18 protein-coding genes are annotated in these 19439 nt (G+C 68.1%); 16 read left to right on the top strand and 2 right to left on the bottom strand.

The window, feature by feature from the left end; all coding sequences use genetic code 11:
* The first annotated feature begins 3 nt into the window (after nt 1-3).
* The 12 genes from bamA to glgA all read left to right on the top strand — a co-directional run bounded on the left by bamA (nt 4) and on the right by glgA (nt 12115).
* Nucleotides 4-2331 (top strand): outer membrane protein assembly factor BamA, encoded by a 2328-nt coding sequence (gene bamA, locus CDO81_RS03890; RefSeq protein ID WP_088481820.1) that lies wholly within the window; start codon nt 4-6, stop codon nt 2329-2331.
* Nucleotides 2332-2333: 2 nt separating this feature from the next.
* The gene (locus CDO81_RS03885; protein ID WP_168928253.1) at nt 2334-2840 is read left to right on the top strand and encodes an OmpH/Skp family outer membrane protein; all 507 of its coding nucleotides are present in this window, start codon (nt 2334-2336) and stop codon (nt 2838-2840) included.
* A gap of 13 nt (nt 2841-2853) precedes the next feature.
* Entirely contained in the window at nt 2854-3882 is a 1029-nt protein-coding gene (gene lpxD, locus CDO81_RS03880) for a UDP-3-O-(3-hydroxymyristoyl)glucosamine N-acyltransferase (protein WP_088481818.1), read from the top strand.
* On the top strand, nt 3879-4340 hold the full coding sequence (gene fabZ, locus CDO81_RS03875; RefSeq protein WP_088481817.1) for a 3-hydroxyacyl-ACP dehydratase FabZ: 462 nt from the start codon (nt 3879-3881) through the stop codon (nt 4338-4340). The genes lpxD and fabZ overlap by 4 nt, the downstream gene beginning before the upstream one ends.
* Before the next feature lie 11 nt (nt 4341-4351).
* Complete coding sequence (gene lpxA, locus CDO81_RS03870; protein WP_088481816.1) at nt 4352-5140, top strand: acyl-ACP--UDP-N-acetylglucosamine O-acyltransferase; 789 nt, start codon at nt 4352-4354, stop codon at nt 5138-5140.
* 156 nt (nt 5141-5296) lie between these two features.
* A complete protein-coding gene (gene lpxB, locus CDO81_RS03865; protein ID WP_088481815.1) occupies nt 5297-6421 on the top strand; it encodes a lipid-A-disaccharide synthase in 1125 nt (374 codons plus the stop codon).
* Nucleotides 6393-7034 carry a ribonuclease HII gene (gene rnhB / locus CDO81_RS03860; RefSeq protein WP_088481814.1) on the top strand — a complete coding sequence of 214 codons (642 nt, stop codon included), beginning with the start codon at nt 6393-6395 and terminating at the stop codon, nt 7032-7034. Before lpxB ends, rnhB begins: the two co-directional genes overlap by 29 nt.
* A complete protein-coding gene (locus tag CDO81_RS03855; protein WP_088481813.1) occupies nt 7031-7801 on the top strand; it encodes a TrmH family RNA methyltransferase in 771 nt (256 codons plus the stop codon). Before rnhB ends, CDO81_RS03855 begins: the two co-directional genes overlap by 4 nt.
* Before the next feature lie 65 nt (nt 7802-7866).
* On the top strand, nt 7867-8055 hold the full coding sequence (hemP, locus tag CDO81_RS03850) for a hemin uptake protein HemP (protein WP_158218154.1): 189 nt from the start codon (nt 7867-7869) through the stop codon (nt 8053-8055).
* An 87-nt stretch (nt 8056-8142) separates the two neighbouring features.
* A complete protein-coding gene (locus CDO81_RS03845; RefSeq protein WP_088481811.1) occupies nt 8143-9330 on the top strand; it encodes a DUF2325 domain-containing protein in 1188 nt (395 codons plus the stop codon).
* Between the two features lie 68 nt (nt 9331-9398).
* Complete coding sequence (gene glgC, locus CDO81_RS03840) at nt 9399-10658, top strand: glucose-1-phosphate adenylyltransferase (RefSeq protein ID WP_088481810.1); 1260 nt, start codon at nt 9399-9401, stop codon at nt 10656-10658.
* On the top strand, nt 10658-12115 hold the full coding sequence (glgA, locus tag CDO81_RS03835) for a glycogen synthase GlgA (RefSeq protein WP_088481809.1): 1458 nt from the start codon (nt 10658-10660) through the stop codon (nt 12113-12115). The genes glgC and glgA overlap by 1 nt, the downstream gene beginning before the upstream one ends.
* Here the strand turns inward: glgA and CDO81_RS03830 are convergent.
* On the bottom strand, nt 12104-12988 hold the full coding sequence (locus CDO81_RS03830) for an EamA family transporter (protein ID WP_088481808.1): 885 nt from the start codon (nt 12986-12988) through the stop codon (nt 12104-12106). The two genes, glgA and CDO81_RS03830, sit on opposite strands and share 12 nt — an antisense overlap.
* 1 nt (nt 12989) lies before the next feature.
* Complete coding sequence (gene ppsR / locus CDO81_RS03825) at nt 12990-13811, bottom strand: posphoenolpyruvate synthetase regulatory kinase/phosphorylase PpsR (protein WP_088481807.1); 822 nt, start codon at nt 13809-13811, stop codon at nt 12990-12992.
* A 207-nt stretch (nt 13812-14018) separates the two neighbouring features.
* On the opposite strand from ppsR, the gene ppsA reads away from it, so the two are divergent.
* The 4 genes from ppsA to priB all read left to right on the top strand — a co-directional run bounded on the left by ppsA (nt 14019) and on the right by priB (nt 19435).
* The gene (ppsA, locus tag CDO81_RS03820) at nt 14019-16418 is read left to right on the top strand and encodes a phosphoenolpyruvate synthase (protein WP_088481806.1); all 2400 of its coding nucleotides are present in this window, start codon (nt 14019-14021) and stop codon (nt 16416-16418) included.
* Nucleotides 16419-16493: 75 nt separating this feature from the next.
* Nucleotides 16494-18581: a sodium:solute symporter family protein gene (locus tag CDO81_RS03815; protein ID WP_241516830.1), complete on the top strand. Its 2088-nt coding sequence runs from the start codon at nt 16494-16496 to the stop codon at nt 18579-18581.
* 146 nt (nt 18582-18727) lie between these two features.
* On the top strand, nt 18728-19090 hold the full coding sequence (gene rpsF / locus CDO81_RS03810; RefSeq protein WP_088481805.1) for a 30S ribosomal protein S6: 363 nt from the start codon (nt 18728-18730) through the stop codon (nt 19088-19090).
* A gap of 51 nt (nt 19091-19141) precedes the next feature.
* The gene (priB, locus tag CDO81_RS03805; RefSeq protein WP_088481804.1) at nt 19142-19435 is read left to right on the top strand and encodes a primosomal replication protein N; all 294 of its coding nucleotides are present in this window, start codon (nt 19142-19144) and stop codon (nt 19433-19435) included.
* The last annotated feature ends 4 nt before the right edge of the window (nt 19436-19439 follow it).

Genomic DNA, 19439 nt, shown 5'->3' with positions numbered 1-19439 from the left:
CCCATGTCCTTTTCTTTCTGTTCGGGAGCGAAGCGTCGCCCCTTCCGCCTCGGCTTGCTGGCTACGGCCATCGCGGGGTTGTTTCAGTCGGGGCTGGCCTGGGCGGTCGATCCCTTCGTGCTCAAGGACATCCGCGTCGAGGGCCTGCAGCGCACCGACCCCGGTACCGTCTTTGCGTCGCTACCTTTCCGCATCGGTGACATCTACAACGATGAAAAGGGTGCGGCCGCACTCCGTGCGCTGTTCGCCACCGGCCTGTTCAAGGACGTGCGCATCAACATCGAAGGCGATGCGGTCGTCGTCATCATCGATGAGCGGCCCATCATCGCCAACGTCAACTTCGTGGGTCTGAAGGAGTTCGACACCGAGGCGCTGACCAAGTCGCTGAAGGACGTCGGCATCGGTGAAGGCAAGCCCTTCGACAAGGCGCTGGCCGACCGCGCCGAGCAGGAGCTCAAGCGCCAGTACCTCACGCGCAGCCTCTACGGCGCCGAGGTCACGACCACCATCACCCCGATCGAGCGCAACCGCGTCAACGTCAGCTTCAACGTGACCGAGGGCGAGCCGGCCAAGATCGCAGAGATCCGCATCCTCGGCAGCAAGGTGTTCTCCGAGAGCACGCTGCTGGGCCTGCTGGAGCAGACGAGCAGCGGCTGGCTGACCTGGTACACCAAGACCGACCGCTACTCGCGAGCCAAGCTCAACGCTGACCTCGAAACCATCCGCAGCTATTACCTGAACCGCGGCTACCTCGAGTTCAACGTGACCTCCACACAGGTCACCATCTCGCCGGACAAGCAGAGCATCAGCATCGCCATCACGGTCAGCGAGGGCCAGCCCTACACCGTGACCGGCATCAAGCTCGAAGGCGACTTCCTTGGCCGCGAGGAAGACTTCAAGCACCTCGTCTACCTGAAGCCGGGCCAGGCCTATCAGGGCGAGGCCGTGGCCACGACCACGCGCGCCTTCAGCGACCTCTTCGGCACCTACGGCTACGCGTTTGCCCGCGTCGACAGCCGCCCCGAGATCAACCGCGAAACCGGACAGGTGGTCGTCACGTTCGTGGCTGAGCCGCAGCGCCGGGTCTATGTGCGCAAGGTCATCATCTCCGGCAACTCGCGCACCCGCGACGAAGTCATCCGCCGCGAGTTCCGCCAGTTCGAGGCGGCCTGGTACGACGGCCAGAAGATCAAGGCCTCGCGCGACCGCGTGGAGCGCCTGGGTTACTTCAAGGACAAGGAAGTCAACATCGACACCCAGGAGGTGCCGGGCGCGCAGGACCAGGTGGACGTCATCCTGACCGTGGCGGAGCGTCCCACGGGCGCGATCACGGTGGGTGCGGGCTACTCCAGCCAGACCAAGCTGTCCTTCACCGGCTCCATCCGTCAGGACAACGTGTTCGGTTCGGGCAACTACCTCGGCATCGACATCGCGACCGCCCGTACCGGCCGGCAGCTGCAGGTCAGCACGGTCGATCCGTACTTCACGGTCGACGGCGTCTCTCGCGCCATCGACGTGTTCTACCGCACCACCCGCCCGATCAACACCCTGGGCGAGGAGTACCAATACGTCACCAAGGGCGGTGCAGTGCGCTTCGGTGTGCCGTTCTCCGAGGTCGACACCGTCTTCTTCGGTATCGGCTACGAGCAGACCACCATCACCACGTCCAAGGGCCTGCCCAACAGCTACTTCCTGTTCGCCAACCAGTTCGGCCAGCGCAGCAACTCCGTGCCGCTGACCATCGGTTGGCAGCGCGACAGCCGCGACAGCGTGCTCTCGCCGATGAAGGGCAAGTACCAGCGCGTCAACGTCGAGGCGAGCGCCATCGGCGATGCGCAGTACGCCCGCATCAACCTGCAATACCAGCAGTATTTCGAGATCACCAACAAGATCACTCTGGGCGTCAACAGCGAGCTCGGCTGGGGCGTGGGCCTGGGCGGCAAGCCCTACCCGATCTTCAAGAACTTCTACGGCGGCGGCCTGGGCTCGGTGCGCGTCTTCGAGGCGGGCACGCTCGGCCCCGTGGACGTGACCGGCTCCTACAGCGGCGGCAATCGGCGCTTCAACACCAATGCCGAGCTCTACCTGCCGGTGCCCGGCAGCGGCAACGACAAGAGCTTCCGCATCTTCGGCTTCATGGACGCCGGCAACGTGTGGGGCAGCGACGCCAAGGAGAAGGTCAGCTTCGACACCATCCGCGTCTCGGCCGGTATCGGCTTGTCGTGGATCTCGCCGATGGGCCCTCTGCGCCTGAGCTACGGCAAACCTATCCGCAAACAACGCACGGATAGAATCGAGAAATTCCAATTCCAGATCGGGACTGCATTCTGATGATGAGCAAGCTCTTGCAATCGGTGGCTCTGGCCGCTTCGATGGTTGTGGCCACTTCTGCGGTGCAAGCCCAGGAACTGAAGATCGGCTACGTCAACAGCGAGGCAGTGCTGCGTGAGTCCAACCTCGCCAAGCTCGCCCAGGCCAAGCTGGAAGCCGAGTTCGGCAAGCGCGAGAAGGATCTGAAGGACCAGGAAAGCAAGCTGCGCGCGGCTGCCGAGAAGCTCGAAAAGGACGCCCCGACGCTGTCCGAGGCCGAACGTGGCCGCCGCAGCCGTGACATCGGCGAGAAGGACCGTGACCTGCAGCGCAAGAAGCGTGAATGGCAGGAAGACCTGACCCAGCGCCGCAACGAAGAACTCGCCGCGGTCGTCGAGAAGGCCAACAAGGTCATCAAGCAGATCTTCGACACCGAGAAGTACGACCTGATCCTGCAAGACGCCATCCATTTCAGCCCGCGCGTGGACATCACCAAGAAGGTGATCGACGCGCTCAACGCGCAGAAGTAAAGCGCCCGCCGCCATGAGCACGACGACCGTCGCGCTCGCTGAGCTGATCGCCGCCTTGGGCGGCGATTTGCTTGGTGGGTCCGAAACGCGCATCAGCCGCATCGCGCCGCTGGACGAGGCGGACGGCGACAGCATCAGTTTCCTCGCCAACCCGCGCTACCAGTCGCAGCTCGCCACCACGCGGGCCGCCTGCGTCATCGTGTCGCCGGCCCAGGCCGAGGCTGCTGCGGCGCGGGGTGCCGCCATCGTCACGCCCGACCCTTATCTGTACTTCGCCCGCCTCACGCAGTGGTGGGCCGCCCGCACCCGCCCGGCGGCCGACGTGGGCGTGCATCCCAGCGCCATCGTGTCGCCGCAGGCGACGCTCGGGCGGGATGTGGCCATCGGCCCGCTGGCCGTCATCGAGGCCGGCGCCGTCATCGGTGACCGGGCCCGCATCGGCGCGCACTGCGTCGTCGAGCGCGGCGCCCAGGTGGGCGCCGACACGCGCCTGGCGCCCCGGGTCGTGCTGGGCTATGGCTGCCGCATCGGGGCTCGCGGGCTGGTGCACAGCGGCGTGGTCATCGGTGCGGATGGCTTTGGCCTGGCACCCAGCAAGGACGGCTACGTCAAGATCGAGCAACTCGGCAACGTCACCATCGGCGACGACGTCGAGATCGGCGCCAACACCTGCATCGACCGCGGCGCCCTGGCCGACACGGTCATCGAGGACGGCGTCAAGCTCGACAACCTCATCCAGATCGCCCACAACGTGCACATCGGCCGCAACACGGCCATGGCGGGCTGTGCGGCAGTGGCGGGCTCCACCCGCATCGGCGCCAACTGCACCATCGGCGGCGCGGCCAACATCATTGGCCACCTGACCTTGGTTGACGGCGTGCACATCTCCGCCGCCACGACCGTCACGCGCAGCATCTCGGAGCCAGGCGTCTACAGCGGCCCCCATCCCTTCGAAGAGAATTCCAGCTGGCAGAAGAATGCAGCCACGCTGCGCCAGCTCCACACCCTCCGCGAGCGTGTCCGCGCGCTTGAAAAAAAATGACGACAGACACGACCACGATGGACATCCACGACATCCTCAAGCGCCTGCCGCACCGCTACCCCATTCTGCTGGTGGACCGGGTGGTGGAGCTCGTCAAGGGCGAGCGCATCCGGGCGATCAAGAACGTCTCCATCAACGAGCCCTTCTTCCTCGGCCACTTCCCGCACCGCCCGGTCATGCCCGGCGTGCTGGTGCTCGAAGCCCTGGCCCAGGCGGCCACGCTGCTGGCCATCGAAACCATGGACATCGTGCTCGACGAGAAGTCGGTCGTGTACTTCGCCGGCATCGATGGTGCGCGTTTCAAGCGCCCGGTCGAGCCGGGCGACCAGCTGGTGCTGGAAGTGACCCTGGGCCGCGCCAAGGCCGGCATCTACAAGTTCGCGGCACGCGCGCTGGTGGGTGAGCAGGTGGCGGCTGAAGCCGAGCTGATGTGCACCATGCGCCGTATTGAAGCTTGAGGACCGGCGCGATGGCCATCCACCCCACTGCCATCGTCGACCCGGCTGCCGAGCTCGACAGCTCCGTCGAGGTCGGTGCCTACTCGTTGATCGGCCCGCACGTGAAGATCGGCGCCGGCACCAAGGTCGGCCCGCACGTGGTCATCGAAGGCCACACCACCATCGGGCGCGACAACACCTTCTTTCAGTTCAGCTCCATCGGTGCTGCCAATCAGGACAAGAAGTACGCTGGCGAGCCCACCACACTCGTCATCGGCGATCGCAACACCATCCGCGAGTTCTGCACGTTGAACGTCGGCACGGTGCAGGACCGCGGCGAGACGACCCTGGGCCACGACAACTGGATCATGGCCTATTGCCACCTGGCGCATGACGTCGTCATCGGCAACGAATGCGTGCTGGCCAACGGCGCCACCCTGGCGGGCCATGTGCAGGTGGGCGACCACGTCACCATCGGCGGCCTCACCGGCATCCTGCAGCGCATGCGCATCGGCGACCACGCGATGATCGGCTTCCAGGCGCATGTGGCCCAGGACGTGCCGCCTTTCATGACGGTGGACGGCAATCCGCTGTCAGCCCGGGCGGTGAATGTCGTGGGCCTGAAGCGCCGCGACTTCAGCGCCGAGCGCATCGGTGTCATCCGCCAGATGTACAAGCTCATCTACCGCAGCGGTCATACGCTCGACGAGGCCAAGGCCGCCATTGAGGCGCTGCGCGGCAGCGAGGGCGGCGCCGCAGACGGCGACATCGACACCATGCTGACCTTCCTTGCCGCTTCCACTCGCGGCATCGTCCGCTGATCGTGAAGCCCCTCGTCCAAGGCGTACCTTGGCCGGTCCCCCGAGGGGACGGCGATACCTGCCGGTTCGACCGGCAGGTACATCGCCTGCGCGGGCCGGCTCGGGAGCGGCCCGGCGCTCGGCCCGCAGGGCTTGTGCTGGGCGAGGATGTCTGACATGCAAAAGGCGCCCCGACTCGGCATGGTGGCCGGCGAGGCCAGCGGCGACCTGCTGGCCAGCCTGCTGCTGCAAGGCCTGCGCGCGCGCTGGCCGGGGCTCGCGTCCCAGGGTATCGGCGGGCCGAAGATGCAGGCCCAGGGCTTCGAGAGCTGGTGGCCTCACAGCAAGTTGTCGATCTTCGGTTACGTGGATGCGCTGCTGAACATCCGCGAGCTGCTGTCCATCCGCAAGCAGCTCGGCAAGCGACTCATCTCGAACCGGCCGGATGTCTTCATCGGCGTGGACGCGCCCGACTTCAATTTCGGCCTGGAGGCCCGCCTGCGCGAGGCCGGCATCAAGACGGTGCACTTCGTCTGCCCGTCCATCTGGGCCTGGCGGCCGGAGCGCGTCGAGACCATCCGCCGCGCAGCCGACCATGTGCTGTGCCTGTTCCCGTTCGAGCCCGAGATCCTGCACAAGGCCGGCATCGGCGCGACCTATGTCGGCCATCCGCTGGCCGATGCCATCCCGATGGAGCCGCCACGCGCGGCGTCCCGCGAGGCCCTGGGCCTGCCGGCCGACGACACCGTCATTGCACTGCTGCCGGGCAGTCGCAAGAGCGAGATCAAGTACATCGCCCCCGCCCTCATCGGTGCGGCTCGCCTGCTGGCGCGACCCGGCCGGCGCTTCATCCTGCCGGTCGTGCCAGGGCTGCGGCACCTCGTCGAGCCACTGCTCGGCGGAGTTGACATCCAGCTCATCGACGGCCAGTCCCACGCCGCGCTGGCCGCCTGCGACCTGACGCTGGTCGCCAGCGGTACCGCCACGCTGGAGGCGGCGCTGTTCAAGCGACCCATGGTGATCGCCTACCGCATGAACTGGTTGAACTGGTGGCGCATGAAGGACAAGGGCCTGCTGCCCTGGGTGGGCCTGCCCAACATCCTTGCGCGTGAGTTCCTGGTGCCTGAGCTCATCCAGCACGCCTGCACGCCCGAGGCCCTGGCGCGCGAGGCCGAGGCACTGCTCGCCGATGCGGCGCGCCGCGACGCCCTGCACACCCGTTTCGTCGACCTCCACACGCTGTTGCGGCAAGACACCGCGCGGCGCGCCAGCGATGCGATCGCGAGCCTCCTCGGTGCCTGAGCAGGCCTCGCTCGACTGGACGCCGCCCGGCCTGGTGGCCGGCGTGGACGAGGCCGGCCGCGGCCCGCTGGCTGGCCCGGTGTTCGCGGCCGCGGTCATCCTCGACGACCTGCAGCCCATCCCCGGTCTGGCCGACTCCAAGGCGCTGACGGCAGCCAAGCGGGCGCGGCTGTACGACGAGATCCGCGCCAAGGCGCTGTGCTGCTGCATCGCCCAGGCCTCGGTCGAGGAGATCGACCGCCTCAACATCCTGCAGGCCACGATGCTCGCCATGCAGCGCGCCGTGCACGGCCTGCGCCTGAAGCCGGCCCTGGTGCGCATCGACGGCAACCGGCTGCCGGTGCTGCCCATGGCCGCGGAAGCCATCGTGAAGGGCGACGCGACGGTGCAGGCCATCTCGGCGGCCAGCATCCTGGCCAAGGTGGCGCGCGACCTCTTCTGCGAGCAGATGCACGAGAGCCATCCGCACTATGGCTTTGCCACCCACAAGGGCTATGGCACGGCCGAGCACCTGGCCGCCTTGCGCGAACATGGCGCGAGCCCCTGGCATCGCCGCAGCTTCGCGCCCGTGCGCGAGGTCGGTGTCCGCACGCCCTCGGACCGCTGCGCATGAAGCTGGACGCCATCACCTCCCGCGACAACCCGGCGCTGGTGCGCTTGCGCAAGCTTGCCGCCGATGCCTCGGGCTATCGCAAGACCGGCAGCCTGTGGATCGAGGGCGACCACCTGCTGCGGGCCGCGCTGCAGCGAGGCTGGCGGCCGGCACTGGTCGTGTTGACAGAAGCCGCGCTGCAAGACCCGCAGCTCGCTGCGCTGGCCGAGTCGGCGCCGCGCGCGCTGGTGGTGCCGGTTGCGCTGTTCAAGGCGCTCAGCGGGCTGGAGTCGCCGGCGCAGATCGGCGCCGAGCTGAGCCTGCCGAGCCAGCCGGCCATCGACCCGGCAGCGGCGAGCGTGGTGCTCGACCGCCTGCAGGATGCGGGCAATGTCGGCGCCATCTTGCGCAGCGCGGCGGCGCTCGGCTTTCGGCAGGTGCTGGCCTTGAAGGGCACCGCGGCGCTGTGGTCGCCCAAGGTCGTGCGTGCCGGCATGGGGGCGCATTTCGGGCTGCGGCTGGTCGAGGGTCTGGCGGCAGACGATCTGGCGGTGCTGTCGGTGCCGCTCGTCGCGACCAGCTCGCACGACAGCCAGCCGCTGCACCGGGTCAAATTGCCCGCGCCGTGCGCCTGGGTCCTGGGCCACGAAGGGCAGGGCGTGTCGCCCGCGTTGATGGCCCGGTGCGCGCTGCGGGTGGGCATCCCGCAGCCGGGCGGCGAAGAGTCGCTGAACGTTGCCGCCGCCGCCGCCATCTGCTTGTACGAGAGCGCCCGCCAGCAAGGCTGAGCGTGCCGGCCGCGATGCGCGTCGACAGGCTTGCAATTAAGAATGATTCTCATTACAGTGACGTCATGTTCACTGTTCCTCCTCCCAAGCCCGTCCCAGCGCCTACGGCCGACGTGCGCGGGCACCACACCCAGGTGCCTTGCATCGACAGCCAGGCCTTGCTCGGCCCGCGCGGCGAGGTGCACATCGTTCATCAAGGGCAGCTTTACCGCCTGCGCATCACGTCGCTGGGCAAGCTCCTGCTGACCAAGTAGCCCGCCGCCCTTTCACCTCACTCGACCCCGCGCCAGCCAGCTCCAGCCAGCCCGCGCTCCTCGTCGGCTTCGCCGTGGAGATATCGAATGGCTGACGCCTGCTGCGCCGCCCATGCGGCCTTGCCTCCCACCACTGGTTCGCGCCGTCGGCGTCTCTGGGAACTGGGCAGTCATGCCCATTGCCCCGTCATCGGCGTGTGCCTGCCCCTGGAGCGCGTGCGGCTGCTGGCCAAGCGCCACTTGGTGCTGCAGGGAAACGAGGACGACTACACCCTGCACTGCAGCCTGGTCACCGCGGCCGGGCGCCGCAATCTGATGGCCGAGGCGCTGCAGAAGGACCTGGAGCAGCGCTTTGCGCTGGACGTGCGCAGCGCCGCCCAGGCCAAGTGCCGCGACAGCCTCATGAGCTGGTGGCGGGGCCGTGCGGCGCAGGGGGAGGTGGCCGGCGCGCTGTGGGCCACGCTCACCCATGCGCGTTGCGATGAATGGCTGGAGATGCGCGTGCTCGGCCAGGTGCACATGCTGCAGCACCAGGTGGGCGCCGCGCAGCGGGTGGACATGGCGCGCCACCGCGAGCTGGCAGCCGAACATCAGGCCCTGGCGCGCGAGTACGGCGAGGTGCAACAGCGCATGACCGCGTGGAGCCACGCACGCGCCCGCGAGCAGCAGGCCTGGGAGCAGGAGCGCATGCAGCATCGGGCGGCCGTCATCGCGCTGCAGACCCAGCTCGACCAGGCCCAGCAGCAGCTTCAGCAATGGCTCCAGACCCACCCCGACCTGCCCGAGCGCGAAGCCCTGCGAGAGCGCCTGGCCGAGCAGCTCGCGCGCAACCAGGCCCTGCAGCGGGAGGTGAACCGGCTGTCGGCCCGACCGCAGCCGGTGGCTGTCGAGGTCCGACCACTGGCCACGGCCGCGCCTGTCGCCGAGGTGCCGGCGGCGCCGGCCAGCCTGGAGCAGCGCGTGGTGCTGTGCGTGGGCGGACGGGGCGGCAGCGTGCCCCAGTACCGCCAGGCCGTGGAAGGCTGTGGCGCGCAGTTCCTGCACCACGACGGGGGCGAGGAGCACAAGCCCGCCCAGCTGGAGCCCCAGCTGGCTGCGGCCGATCTCGTCATCTGCCAGACCGGCTGCATCAGCCACGACGCCTACTGGCGCGTCAAGGACCACTGCAAGCGCCACCACAAGCGTTGTGTGTTCGTGGAGACGCCCAGCCGCAGCGCCTTCGAACGTGCGCTGGCCGAAGCAGCGGCCGGCGAAGGGACAAACATGGGTGCCTGAGGGGAAGCCCGCAGCGGGCGTGCAAACTGGCTGTCGCACACTGCACCGACAAGCAGCCGGAGACTCGCATGCCCCCCGTCGCCTCGCCCCATCAGCTGGCCCGCCGCGCCATCGCCCTCGTCCTTGCCGGCGGGCGCGGTTCTCGCCTCAAGCAGCTCACCGATGCACGTGCCAAGCCCGCCGTGTACTTTGGCGGCAAGTTCCGCATCATCGACTTCGCACTGTCCAACTGCGTGAACAGCGGCATCCGGCGCATTGGCGTGGTCACGCAGTACAAGAGCCATTCGCTGCTGCGCCACATCCAGCGCGGCTGGAGCTTTCTGCGCGCGGAGTTGAACGAGACGGTGGACCTGATGCCCGCACAGCAGCGGGTCGATGAAGAAAGCTGGTACCGCGGCACGGCCGACGCCGTATTCCAAAACCTGGACATCATCCAGAGCACCGGGGCGGACTACATCGTCGTGCTCGCGGGCGACCACATCTACAAGATGGACTACTCCAGCATGCTGGCCGACCATGCCGCCACCGGCGCGGGTTGTACGGTGGGATGCATCGAGGTGCCCAAGGCCGAGGCGACCGCCTTCGGCGTCATGGCGGTAGACGGCGATCGCCGCATCACGGCCTTCCAGGAAAAGCCGGCCGACCCGCCCTGCATTCCCGGCCGTGAGGGCACCTGCCTGGCCAGCATGGGCATCTACATCTTCAACGCCGACTACCTCTACCGCCTGCTGGCCGAGGATCTGGCCGACACCAACTCCAGCCACGACTTCGGCAAAGACGTCATCCCCAAGACCGTGGCCGAGCAGCGCGCGGTGGCACACCCGTTCAGCATGAGCGTCATCCACAACCCCAACGGCGCGCCGCCCTACTGGCGCGACGTGGGCACGCTGGATGCCTTCTGGGCTGCCAACCTCGACCTCGCCTCCATCAGCCCCGAGCTCGACATCTACGACACCGACTGGCCCATCTGGACCTACCAGCGCCAGCTGCCCCCGGCCAAGTTCATCCCCGACCACAACGGCATGCACGGCATGACGGTCAACACCATCGTGAGCGCCGGCTGCATCGTGTCGGGCTCGCATGTCGTGCAGTCGGTGCTGTTCAACAACGTGCGCATCCGCTCCTTCTGCAACATCCACCAATGCGTGCTGTTGCCGGGCGTGGAGGTGGGGCGCCACTGCCGGCTGACCAAGGTCATCGTCGACCGGGCCTGTGTCATCCCTGATGGTCTGGTCGTGGGCGAAGACGCCAAGCTCGATGCCTCACGCTTCGAGCGCACCGACAATGGCGTGGTGTTGATCACCAAGCAAATGCTGGCCAAGTTGTAATGCGCATCCTGCAAGTCAGCGCGGAGCTGTTCCCGCTGCTGAAGACCGGTGGCCTGGCCGATGTGGCCGGTGCGCTGCCGGCGGCCCTGGCGGCTGCGGGCGTCGAGCCGCGGCTGCTGGTGCCGGGCTTTCCGGCCATCCGCGAGTCCCTCACCCACGAATGCGCGGTCGCGCCCGTGGCGCTGCCCTGGAGCGAGGGCCGCGCGGCCCTGCTGCGTGGCCGCTTGCCGGGCTTCGATGTGCCCGTCTACGTGCTCGACGCCCCGGGCCTGTTCGACCGGCCTGGCAACCCCTACGGCGATGCGCTGGGCATCGCCTACCCCGACAACCACCGGCGCTTCGCGCTGCTGGGCCTGGCGGCAGCTCGCCTGGCCGAAGGTGTGGACGGCAGCTGGCGCCCGGAGATCGTGCACGCGCACGACTGGCATGCGGGCCTGGCCTGTGCCCACATCGCGGCCAGCCGGACGCGGCGCCGCAACCAGGCACGCACGGTCTTCACCATCCACAACCTGGCCTACCAGGGGCTCTTCCCGGCCGAGCAGTTCTGTGACCTGGGCCTGCCGCCACCCCACTACGCGGTGGAAGGCGTGGAGTTCTACGGCCAGGTGAGCTTCATGAAGGCCGGTCTGCATTTCGCCGACGCCATCACCACGGTCAGCCCGAGTTACGCCCGCGAGATTCAGACACCGGAGCAAGGCTGTGGCCTGGACGGCCTGCTGCGCCACCGCGCGGGCGAGCTGCACGGCATCCTCAACGGGGTCGACTATGCGGTGTGGTCACCCGTGCGCGACCGCAGCCTCGCGCAGCCCTACAGCGTCGAGCGCCCGGAAGGCAAGGCCGACTGCAAGGCGGCCCTGCAGCGCGAATGCGGGCTGGACGTGCGCCCCGACGCGCCCCTGTTCGGCGTGGTGAGCCGCCTGACGGAGCAGAAGGGCCTGCCGCTGGTGCTGGAGGCCCTGAACGACCTGATCGATGCCGGCGGCCAGCTCGTCGTACTCGGCAGCGGTGATGCGCGCCTGGAGGCCGCCTTTGCCGATGCCGCCGCACGCCACCCTGGCCAGGTCGCCCGCCGCACCGGCATGGACGAAGGCCTGGCCCACCGCATCTACGCGGGCAGCGACGTCGTGCTGGTGCCCAGCCGCTTCGAACCCTGCGGCCTCACCCAGCTCTACGGCCTGAGCTACGGTGCGCTGCCGCTGGTGCATCGCGTCGGCGGCCTGGCCGACACGGTGGTCGACACCACGCTGGAAGACCTGGCCGCCGGCACCGCCACGGGCTTCGTCTTCAATGCCTTCACGGGCGACGCCTACCGCCGCGCGCTTCGGCGGGCGTTTGCGCTGTGGAGCCGGCCCGAGTATTGGGCCCGCGTGCGCGACGCCGCCATGCGCCAGCGCTTTGGTTGGGACACCGCCGCCCAGCGCTATGTGCAGGTCTACGAGGGCCTGCTACAGCGCTAGCCCAAAGACTCCGGCCCCGATCAACGCGGCGCCGGCCAAGCGCCAGCCGCGTTCCCCTTCGCCCAGCAACTGCCCACCCAGCAGCGCGGCGAACAGCATCGACACCTCGCGGGCCGGCGCCACGCGCGACAGCGGCGCCTCCTGCATGGCCATCAGCACGAGGATGTAGGCCAGCGGCCCCAGTCCCGCCACGGCGAGTACGCCGCGCCACGAGCGCCGCAGCTCAGGCCAGAAGCTGTGGGCCTGGCGCAGGGCGACGGGCAGCTGCAGCGGCACGCGCAGCACGTTGCCGAAGTAGTCGAGCATCAGCGGCGAGACCAGCAGCACCTTGACGGCATAGCCGTCCAGCACCGTGTAGCCGGCGATCAGCGTGCCGGTCGCGGCTCCCCACCACAGGCCAGCGCGGCGGCGTCGCGCGGCTTCAGCAGCCTGCGGTACCCCGCGCCCGAGCAGCCGCGGCCCCATGGTGATCAGCAGGATGCCGCCCACCACGCCCGCCAGCCCCAGGGCGCCGTGCAGGCCCAGGTGCTCGCCCAGCAGCAGCACGGCGGCCAGGGCCGACAGCAGCGGGCCGCTGCCGCGCGCCACGGGGTAGACCACCGTCAGGTCCGCCGCCCGGTAGCCGGCGATCAGGCAATTGAAGTAGGCCAGGTGCACGAGCGCGCTGGCCGCCACGAAGGCCCAGGCGGTCAATGACCAGTGAGGGATCTCGGAGAGCCCGACCCACAGCACCGCCGGCAGCCACAGCACGGTCACGCCCAGCGCGCAGCTGAAGACGAAATGCGGCCCACCACCCCAGCGCTTGGCAGCGAGGTTCCAGAGGGCGTGGAGGAGGGCGGCGGTGAGGACGAGGGCGAGGGCCGAAGCCGGCATCTCAGTAGATGAGCCGGTCAGGCCGGATGTCGCGCAGGATGGTGGTGGCGATCTCTTCGATGCTCTTGTGCGTAGACGACAGCCAGGAGATGCCGTCGCGCTTCATCATGGCTTCGGCTTCGTTGACCTCGTAGCGGCAGTTCAGCACGTCGGCGTACTTGCTGCCCGGGCGTCGCTCGTTGCGGATGGAGGCTAGGCGCTCGGGGTCGATGGTCAGGCCGAAGCACTTGCGCTTGTGCGGCAGCAGCGGCGCGGGCAGCTTGCGGCGCTCGAAGTCCTCGGGGATGAGCGGGTAGTTGGCCGCCTTGATGCCGTGCTGCATGGCGAGGTAGAGCGACGTCGGCGTCTTGCCGCAGCGGCTCACGCCCACCAGGATGACGTCGGCCCGGTCCAGGTTCTTGGCCGACTGGCCGTCGTCGTGCGCCAGCGAGAAATTGATCGCCTCGATCCGGTCGTGGTACTCCTGGCTCTGGGCGACGTTGGAGAAGCGGCCGACGCGGTGGTTGCTCTTGATGCCGAATTCGTCTTCCAGCGGTTCGATGAAGGTGCCGAACATGTCCATGACCCGGCCCTGGCAGTGCTCGCGGACGACCTTGAGCACGTCGCGGTTCACGAGGGTGGCGAACACGATCGGCGTCTTGCCCTCGCGCTGGGCCAGTTCGTTGATCTCCTGCACCACGGCATGAGCCTTCTCGGCGCTATCGATGAAAGGGCGGCGCACATGCCGCGGCTTGATCTCGAACTGGGCCAGGATGGAGTTACCGAAGGTTTCGGCAGTGATGCCGGTGCCGTCTGAGACGAAATACACGGTTCTGTCGGACATGGCGGGCTCGCGGCGAGATCAAGGGGGGCGACGAAGTTCCCATCATAGGAGCGGCCCCGCCTAGAATCGGCGCTAATTGCTTTGCCCCACCATGCGCACCCCCACCTCATTCCAAGAACACCTCACCGGTGTGAACACGCGCCGTAACCGGCCGTGCCTGGGTGCAGCGGACACAGCCCCGAGTTTTCAACCTCCCGGAGTTTTCCCATGTCTGCTGCACGCTTTGAGGCGACCGCCCTGGTCGTTCCGTTTGAGAACCTGAGGATGACCGACGTCGAGGCCGTTGGCGGTAAGAACGCCAGCCTCGGCGAAATGATCTCCCAGCTCTCGGATGCCGGCGTCCGCGTGCCTGGTGGCTTTGCCACCACGGCGCACGCGTTCCGACAGTTTCTGAAGCACGAAGGCCTGGACGCCCGCATCGCGGCGCGCCTGTCCACGCTCAACACCGACGACGTCCGCGCGCTGGCCGAGGCCGGTGCCGAGATCCGAGGCTGGATCGAGGCCCAGCCGTTTCCGGCCGACCTGGAGGCCCAGGTGCGCGCAGCCTACGAGCGCCTGACCGCCGACAACCCTGACGCCACCTTCGCCGTGCGCTCGTCGGCCACCGCCGAAGACCTGCCCGACGCCTCCTTCGCCGGCCAGCAGGAGACCTTCCTGAACGTGCACGGCATCGACGAGGTGCTGCACAAGATGCGCGAGGTGTTCGCCTCGCTCTACAACGACCGCGCCATCAGCTACCGCGTGCACAAGGGCTTCGCCCACGGTGACGTGGCGCTGTCGGCCGGCGTGCAGCGCATGGTGCGCAGCGACCTGGGCTCGGCCGGCGTGATGTTCACCATCGACACCGAAAGCGGCTTCCAGGAGGTCGTCTTCATCACCTCCAGCTATGGCCTGGGCGAGACGGTGGTGCAGGGCGCCGTGAACCCGGACGAGTTCTACGTCCACAAGCCGGCGCTGAAGAGCGGCAAGCTGGCCATCATCCGCCGCAACCTGGGCTCCAAACTGATCCGCATGGAGTTCGCGACGCCCGAAGAGAAGGCCGCCTCCGGCAAGCTCGTCAAGACCGTGGACACCGCGCCCGAGGCCCGCAACCGCTACTCGCTCAACGACGCGGAAGTGACCGAGCTGGCCAAGTACGCCCTCATCATCGAGCAGCACTACGGCCGCGCGATGGACATCGAGTGGGGCCGCGACGGCGTTGACGGCAAGCTGTACATCCTGCAGGCCCGCCCCGAGACGGTGAAGAGCCAGGCCGCCGGCCAGGTCGAGCACCACTACAAGCTCAAGGCCCACAGCGCCGTGCTGGCCGAGGGCCGCGCCATCGGCCAGAAGATCGGCACCGGCCCCGTGCGCCTCGTGGAGAGCGTCGCCGAGATGGAGCGCGTGCAGCCGGGCGACGTGCTCGTCACCGACATGACCGACCCGAACTGGGAGCCGGTCATGAAGCGCGCCAGCGCCATCGTCACCAACCGCGGCGGGCGCACCTGCCACGCGGCCATCATCGCGCGTGAACTGGGCATCCCGGCCGTGGTCGGCTGCGGCGATGCCACCGAGACGCTGAAGGACGGTCAGCTCGTCACCGTCGCCTGCTCGGAAGGTGACACCGGCTACATCTACGACGGCCTGCTGGAGACCGAGGTCAGCGAGGTGCACCGCGGCGAGCTGCCGTACTGCCCCATCAAGATCATGATGAACGTGGGCAACCCGCAGCTGGCGTTCAACTTCGCGCAGATGCCCTCGGGTGGCGTGGGCCTGGCGCGGCTCGAGTTCATCATCAACAACAACATCGGCGTCCACCCCAAGGCCATCCTGGACTATCCGAACATCGATGCTGACCTCAAGAAGGCCGTCGAGTCGGTGGCCCGCGGCCATGCCTCGCCGCGTGCGTTCTACGTCGACAAGCTGGCCGAAGGCATCGCCACCATCGCGGCGGCGTTCTTCCCGCGCCCGGTCATCGTGCGCCTGTCGGACTTCAAGTCCAACGAGTACCGCAAGCTCATCGGCGGCACCCGCTACGAGCCGGACGAAGAAAACCCGATGCTGGGCTTCCGCGGCGCGTCGCGCTACATCAGCGGTGAGTTCCAGGACGCCTTCGCGATGGAGTGCGAGGCGCTGAAGCGCGTGCGCAAGGACATGGGCCTGACCAACGTCGAGATCATGGTGCCTTTCGTGCGCACCGTGCGCCAGGCGGAGCAGGTGGTCGGCATGCTGGCCGAGAAGGGCCTGAAGCGCGGCGTGGACGGGCTGCGCGTCATCATGATGTGCGAGGTGCCGAGCAACGCCATCCTGGCCGAGCAGTTCCTGGAGCACTTCGACGGCATGTCCATCGGCTCCAACGACCTGACCCAGCTCACCCTGGGCCTGGATCGTGACTCCGGCCTGGAGCAGCTGGCCGGCGACTTCGACGAGCGTGATCCGGCCGTCAAGGCCATGATCTCGCGCGCCATCCGCGCCTGCCGCGCCACCGGCAAGTACATCGGCATCTGCGGCCAGGGCCCCAGCGACCACCCCGACTTCGCCGACTGGCTGGCCGAGGAGGGCATCGTGTCCATCTCGCTGAACCCTGACACCGTGATCGACACCTGGCAGCGCCTGGCCGCCAAGTAAGCCTTCGCGCCTTGCTCGCATCGGCCCGGGTTCTCCGCAGGGGAATCCGGGCTTTTTGTTGCCGATGATTCGCACGTGCCTGATTCCTCGACCTCACACCTGCACCGCCTGCATCGCCGGTATGCGCTCTTCACGCTGAGCTTCATTGCGCTCGTGGTGGTGTTGGGCGTGGCCGAGCAGCGCGGCATGCCCAAGGCCTGGATCGGCTACACCTTCCTCGTGGCCACGGTGCTGGTGTATGCGGTCATCGGCATCCTGTGCCGCACGACTGACCCGGCGGAGTACTTCGTGGCGGGGCGCCGCGTGCCCGCGCTCTACAACGGCATGGCAGCAGGCGCCGACTGGATGAGTGCCGCGACCTTCATCGGGCTGGCCGGCACCCTCTACGCGAGCGGCTATGCCGGGCTGGCCTATGTGCTGGGCTGGACGGGCGGTTTCGTGCTGCTCGCGCTGTGCATCGCACCCTACCTGCGGCGCTTCGGCCAGTTCACCGTGGCTGACTTCCTGGCGGAACGGTTCGAGAGCCGGACGCTCAGGCTGGTGGGCGCGTGCGCCGCCATCCTGGTGTCTTTCGTCTATCTGGTGGCCCAGATCTACGGCGTCGGCCTGATCACCACGCGGCTCACCGGCCTGGGCTTCGAAGTCGGTGTGTTCGTGGGGCTGGGTGGGGTGCTGGTGTGCTCCTTCCTCGGCGGCATGCGCGCGGTGACCTGGACCCAGGTCGCCCAGTACCTGATCATGATCCTGGCCTATCTGGTGCCGGTGATCTGGCTCAGCGTCAAGCAGACCGGCTGGCCGCTGCCACAGCTGGTCTATGGCCAGCAACTGCACCAGTTGGCGCAGCGCGAGCAACAGCTCATCCACGACCCCGGCGAGTTGCAGGTGCGCGCCATCCACCAGGAGCGCGCCCAGGCCGCCGCCGCCCGGCTGGGTGACGTGCCTCGGGCGTTGGCCCAGGCCCAGGCCGAGGCCGCCGCCAGCGTCGCCGCGTTGAAGCAGGCCAACGCACCGCTGGCGCAGATCCAGGCGGCCGAGAAGCAGCGTGCGGCCTTGCCGCGCACCGCAGCGGAGGCCGAGGAACGCTGGCGACGCGAACTCGCCGCCGAGGCCAGCATGGCCCAGCCGCTGTCGGGTTTGGCGCTGCACACCCAGCCCTTTGCCGGGCCGAGTGCAGCGTCGGCCGACGGCGACCTGGCCGAGGGCGCCCAGGCCAGTGAGGCGCGGCGCAACTTCATCGCGCTGGTGCTGTGCCTGATGGTCGGCACCGCCGGTTTGCCGCATCTGCTGACGCGCTACTACACCACCACCTCGGTGGCCACGGCGCGATCCTCGGTGGCGTGGTCGCTCGTCTTCATCAGCCTGCTCTACCTCACGGCACCGGCGCTGGCAGTGATGGTCAAGACCGAGGTCTTCAATGACCTGGTCGGCAGCAGCTTCGACCAGCTGCCGGCATGGATCCGCCAATGGCAGCGGGTGGACCCGGCCCTGCTGTCGGCGGTCGACCTCAATGGCGATGGCCGGCTGCAGCTGGGTGAGCTGCGCCTGCATCCCGATCTTGTCATGCTCGTGATGCCGGAGCTCGGTGGGCTGCCCTATGTCATCTCGGGCATGGTGGCCGCGGGCGGTCTGGCCGCGGCGCTCTCGACCGCGGACGGGCTGCTGCTGGCCATCTCCAGCGCGCTGTCTCATGACCTCTACTACAAGGCCATCAACCCCGAGGCCTCGCGCACCCGGCGGGTGACGCTGTCCAAGGCGCTGCTGCTGGCAGCGGCGCTGGCGGCGGCGGCAGTGGCCTCCAACCGGCCGGCCGACATCCTGGCGGTCGTGACGGCGGCGTTCTCGATTGCCGGCTCGACCTTCTTCCCGGCGCTGGTGGCCGGCGTGTTCTGGCGCCGGGCGAACCGGGCCGGCGCGCTGGCCGGCATGCTGACGGGCTTGGGTGTGTGCCTGACCTATCTCGCGGCAACCCACCCCAGCATGCGCGGCCTGTTGGGTCTGTCAGGGCCTGCGCCCCTGATCTGGGGCATCCAACCGGCGGCTGCCGGCGTGTTCGGCGTGCCAGCGGGTGCGCTGGCGTTGGCGGTGGTCAGCCTGCTCACCGCCGCGCCGGGCGAGCGCCAGCGTGACTTCGTCAACGCACTGCGCAGCCCCGGGAAGCCTTGACGACAGCCGCTCGATTTGGCGCCTGCCGCCAATCGGGCTAGAATCGCGGGTTCCCCCTTGCCGGGTCACGAGTCGACGCTGTGACCCGGCTTCCGCAGCCGGGCGTCATCCCGACACCCAACGGCTGGAATCCACAAGGAGCATTTATGCGTCACTACGAAATCGTTCTGCTGATCCATCCGGATCAAAGCGAACAGGTTCCGGCCATGCTGGAGCGCTACAAGGGCCTGATCACCGCCGGTGGCGGTGTCGTGCACCGGGTCGAGGACTGGGGCCGTCGCCAGATGGCTTACCTGATCCAGAAGCTCGCCAAGGCTCACTACCTGTGCCTGAACATCGAGTGCAGCAAGGAAGTCCTGGCTGAGCTCGAGACCGGCTTCCGCTTCAACGACGCCGTGCTGCGCCACCTCACCGTGGTTCAGGACAAGGCCATCACGACCCCCTCGGTCATGATGAAGGCCGTCGAGCGCGAAGAAGCCCGCAAGGCTCCCCAGCAAGAAGCGGCCTGAGCTGACGCTCATCGCTGAAGAACCAGTTTTCGTGTGCAGCGTGCCGACTGAGTGAACCAGCTTCACCTCCAGGCACAGATCCAGCAACTCGGCCAGATCCGTTACACCCCCGCTGGGCTGATGGCCTTGGACGCCGCCCTCAAGGCAGAGTCCGAAGTCATCGAAGCCGGCAAGCCGCGCAAGGTCTCCCTGGAGATCAAGGCGGTCGCGGTGGGCGAGGTGGCCAAGCAGTTGCAGGCGCTGGGAATCGGTGGCGTCGCGGTCTTCCGCGGCTTCCTGACCCACCAGCGCAACGGTCGGGGCTTCATCGCCCACGTCACCGTGATCGAACCCGCTGCGCCCTAGAACT

This window comes from Roseateles puraquae (assembly GCF_002205845.1).
GTDB classification, from domain to species: domain Bacteria; phylum Pseudomonadota; class Gammaproteobacteria; order Burkholderiales; family Burkholderiaceae_C; genus Pelomonas; species Pelomonas puraquae.
This window is presented reverse-complemented; position numbering and strand designations above follow the sequence as displayed.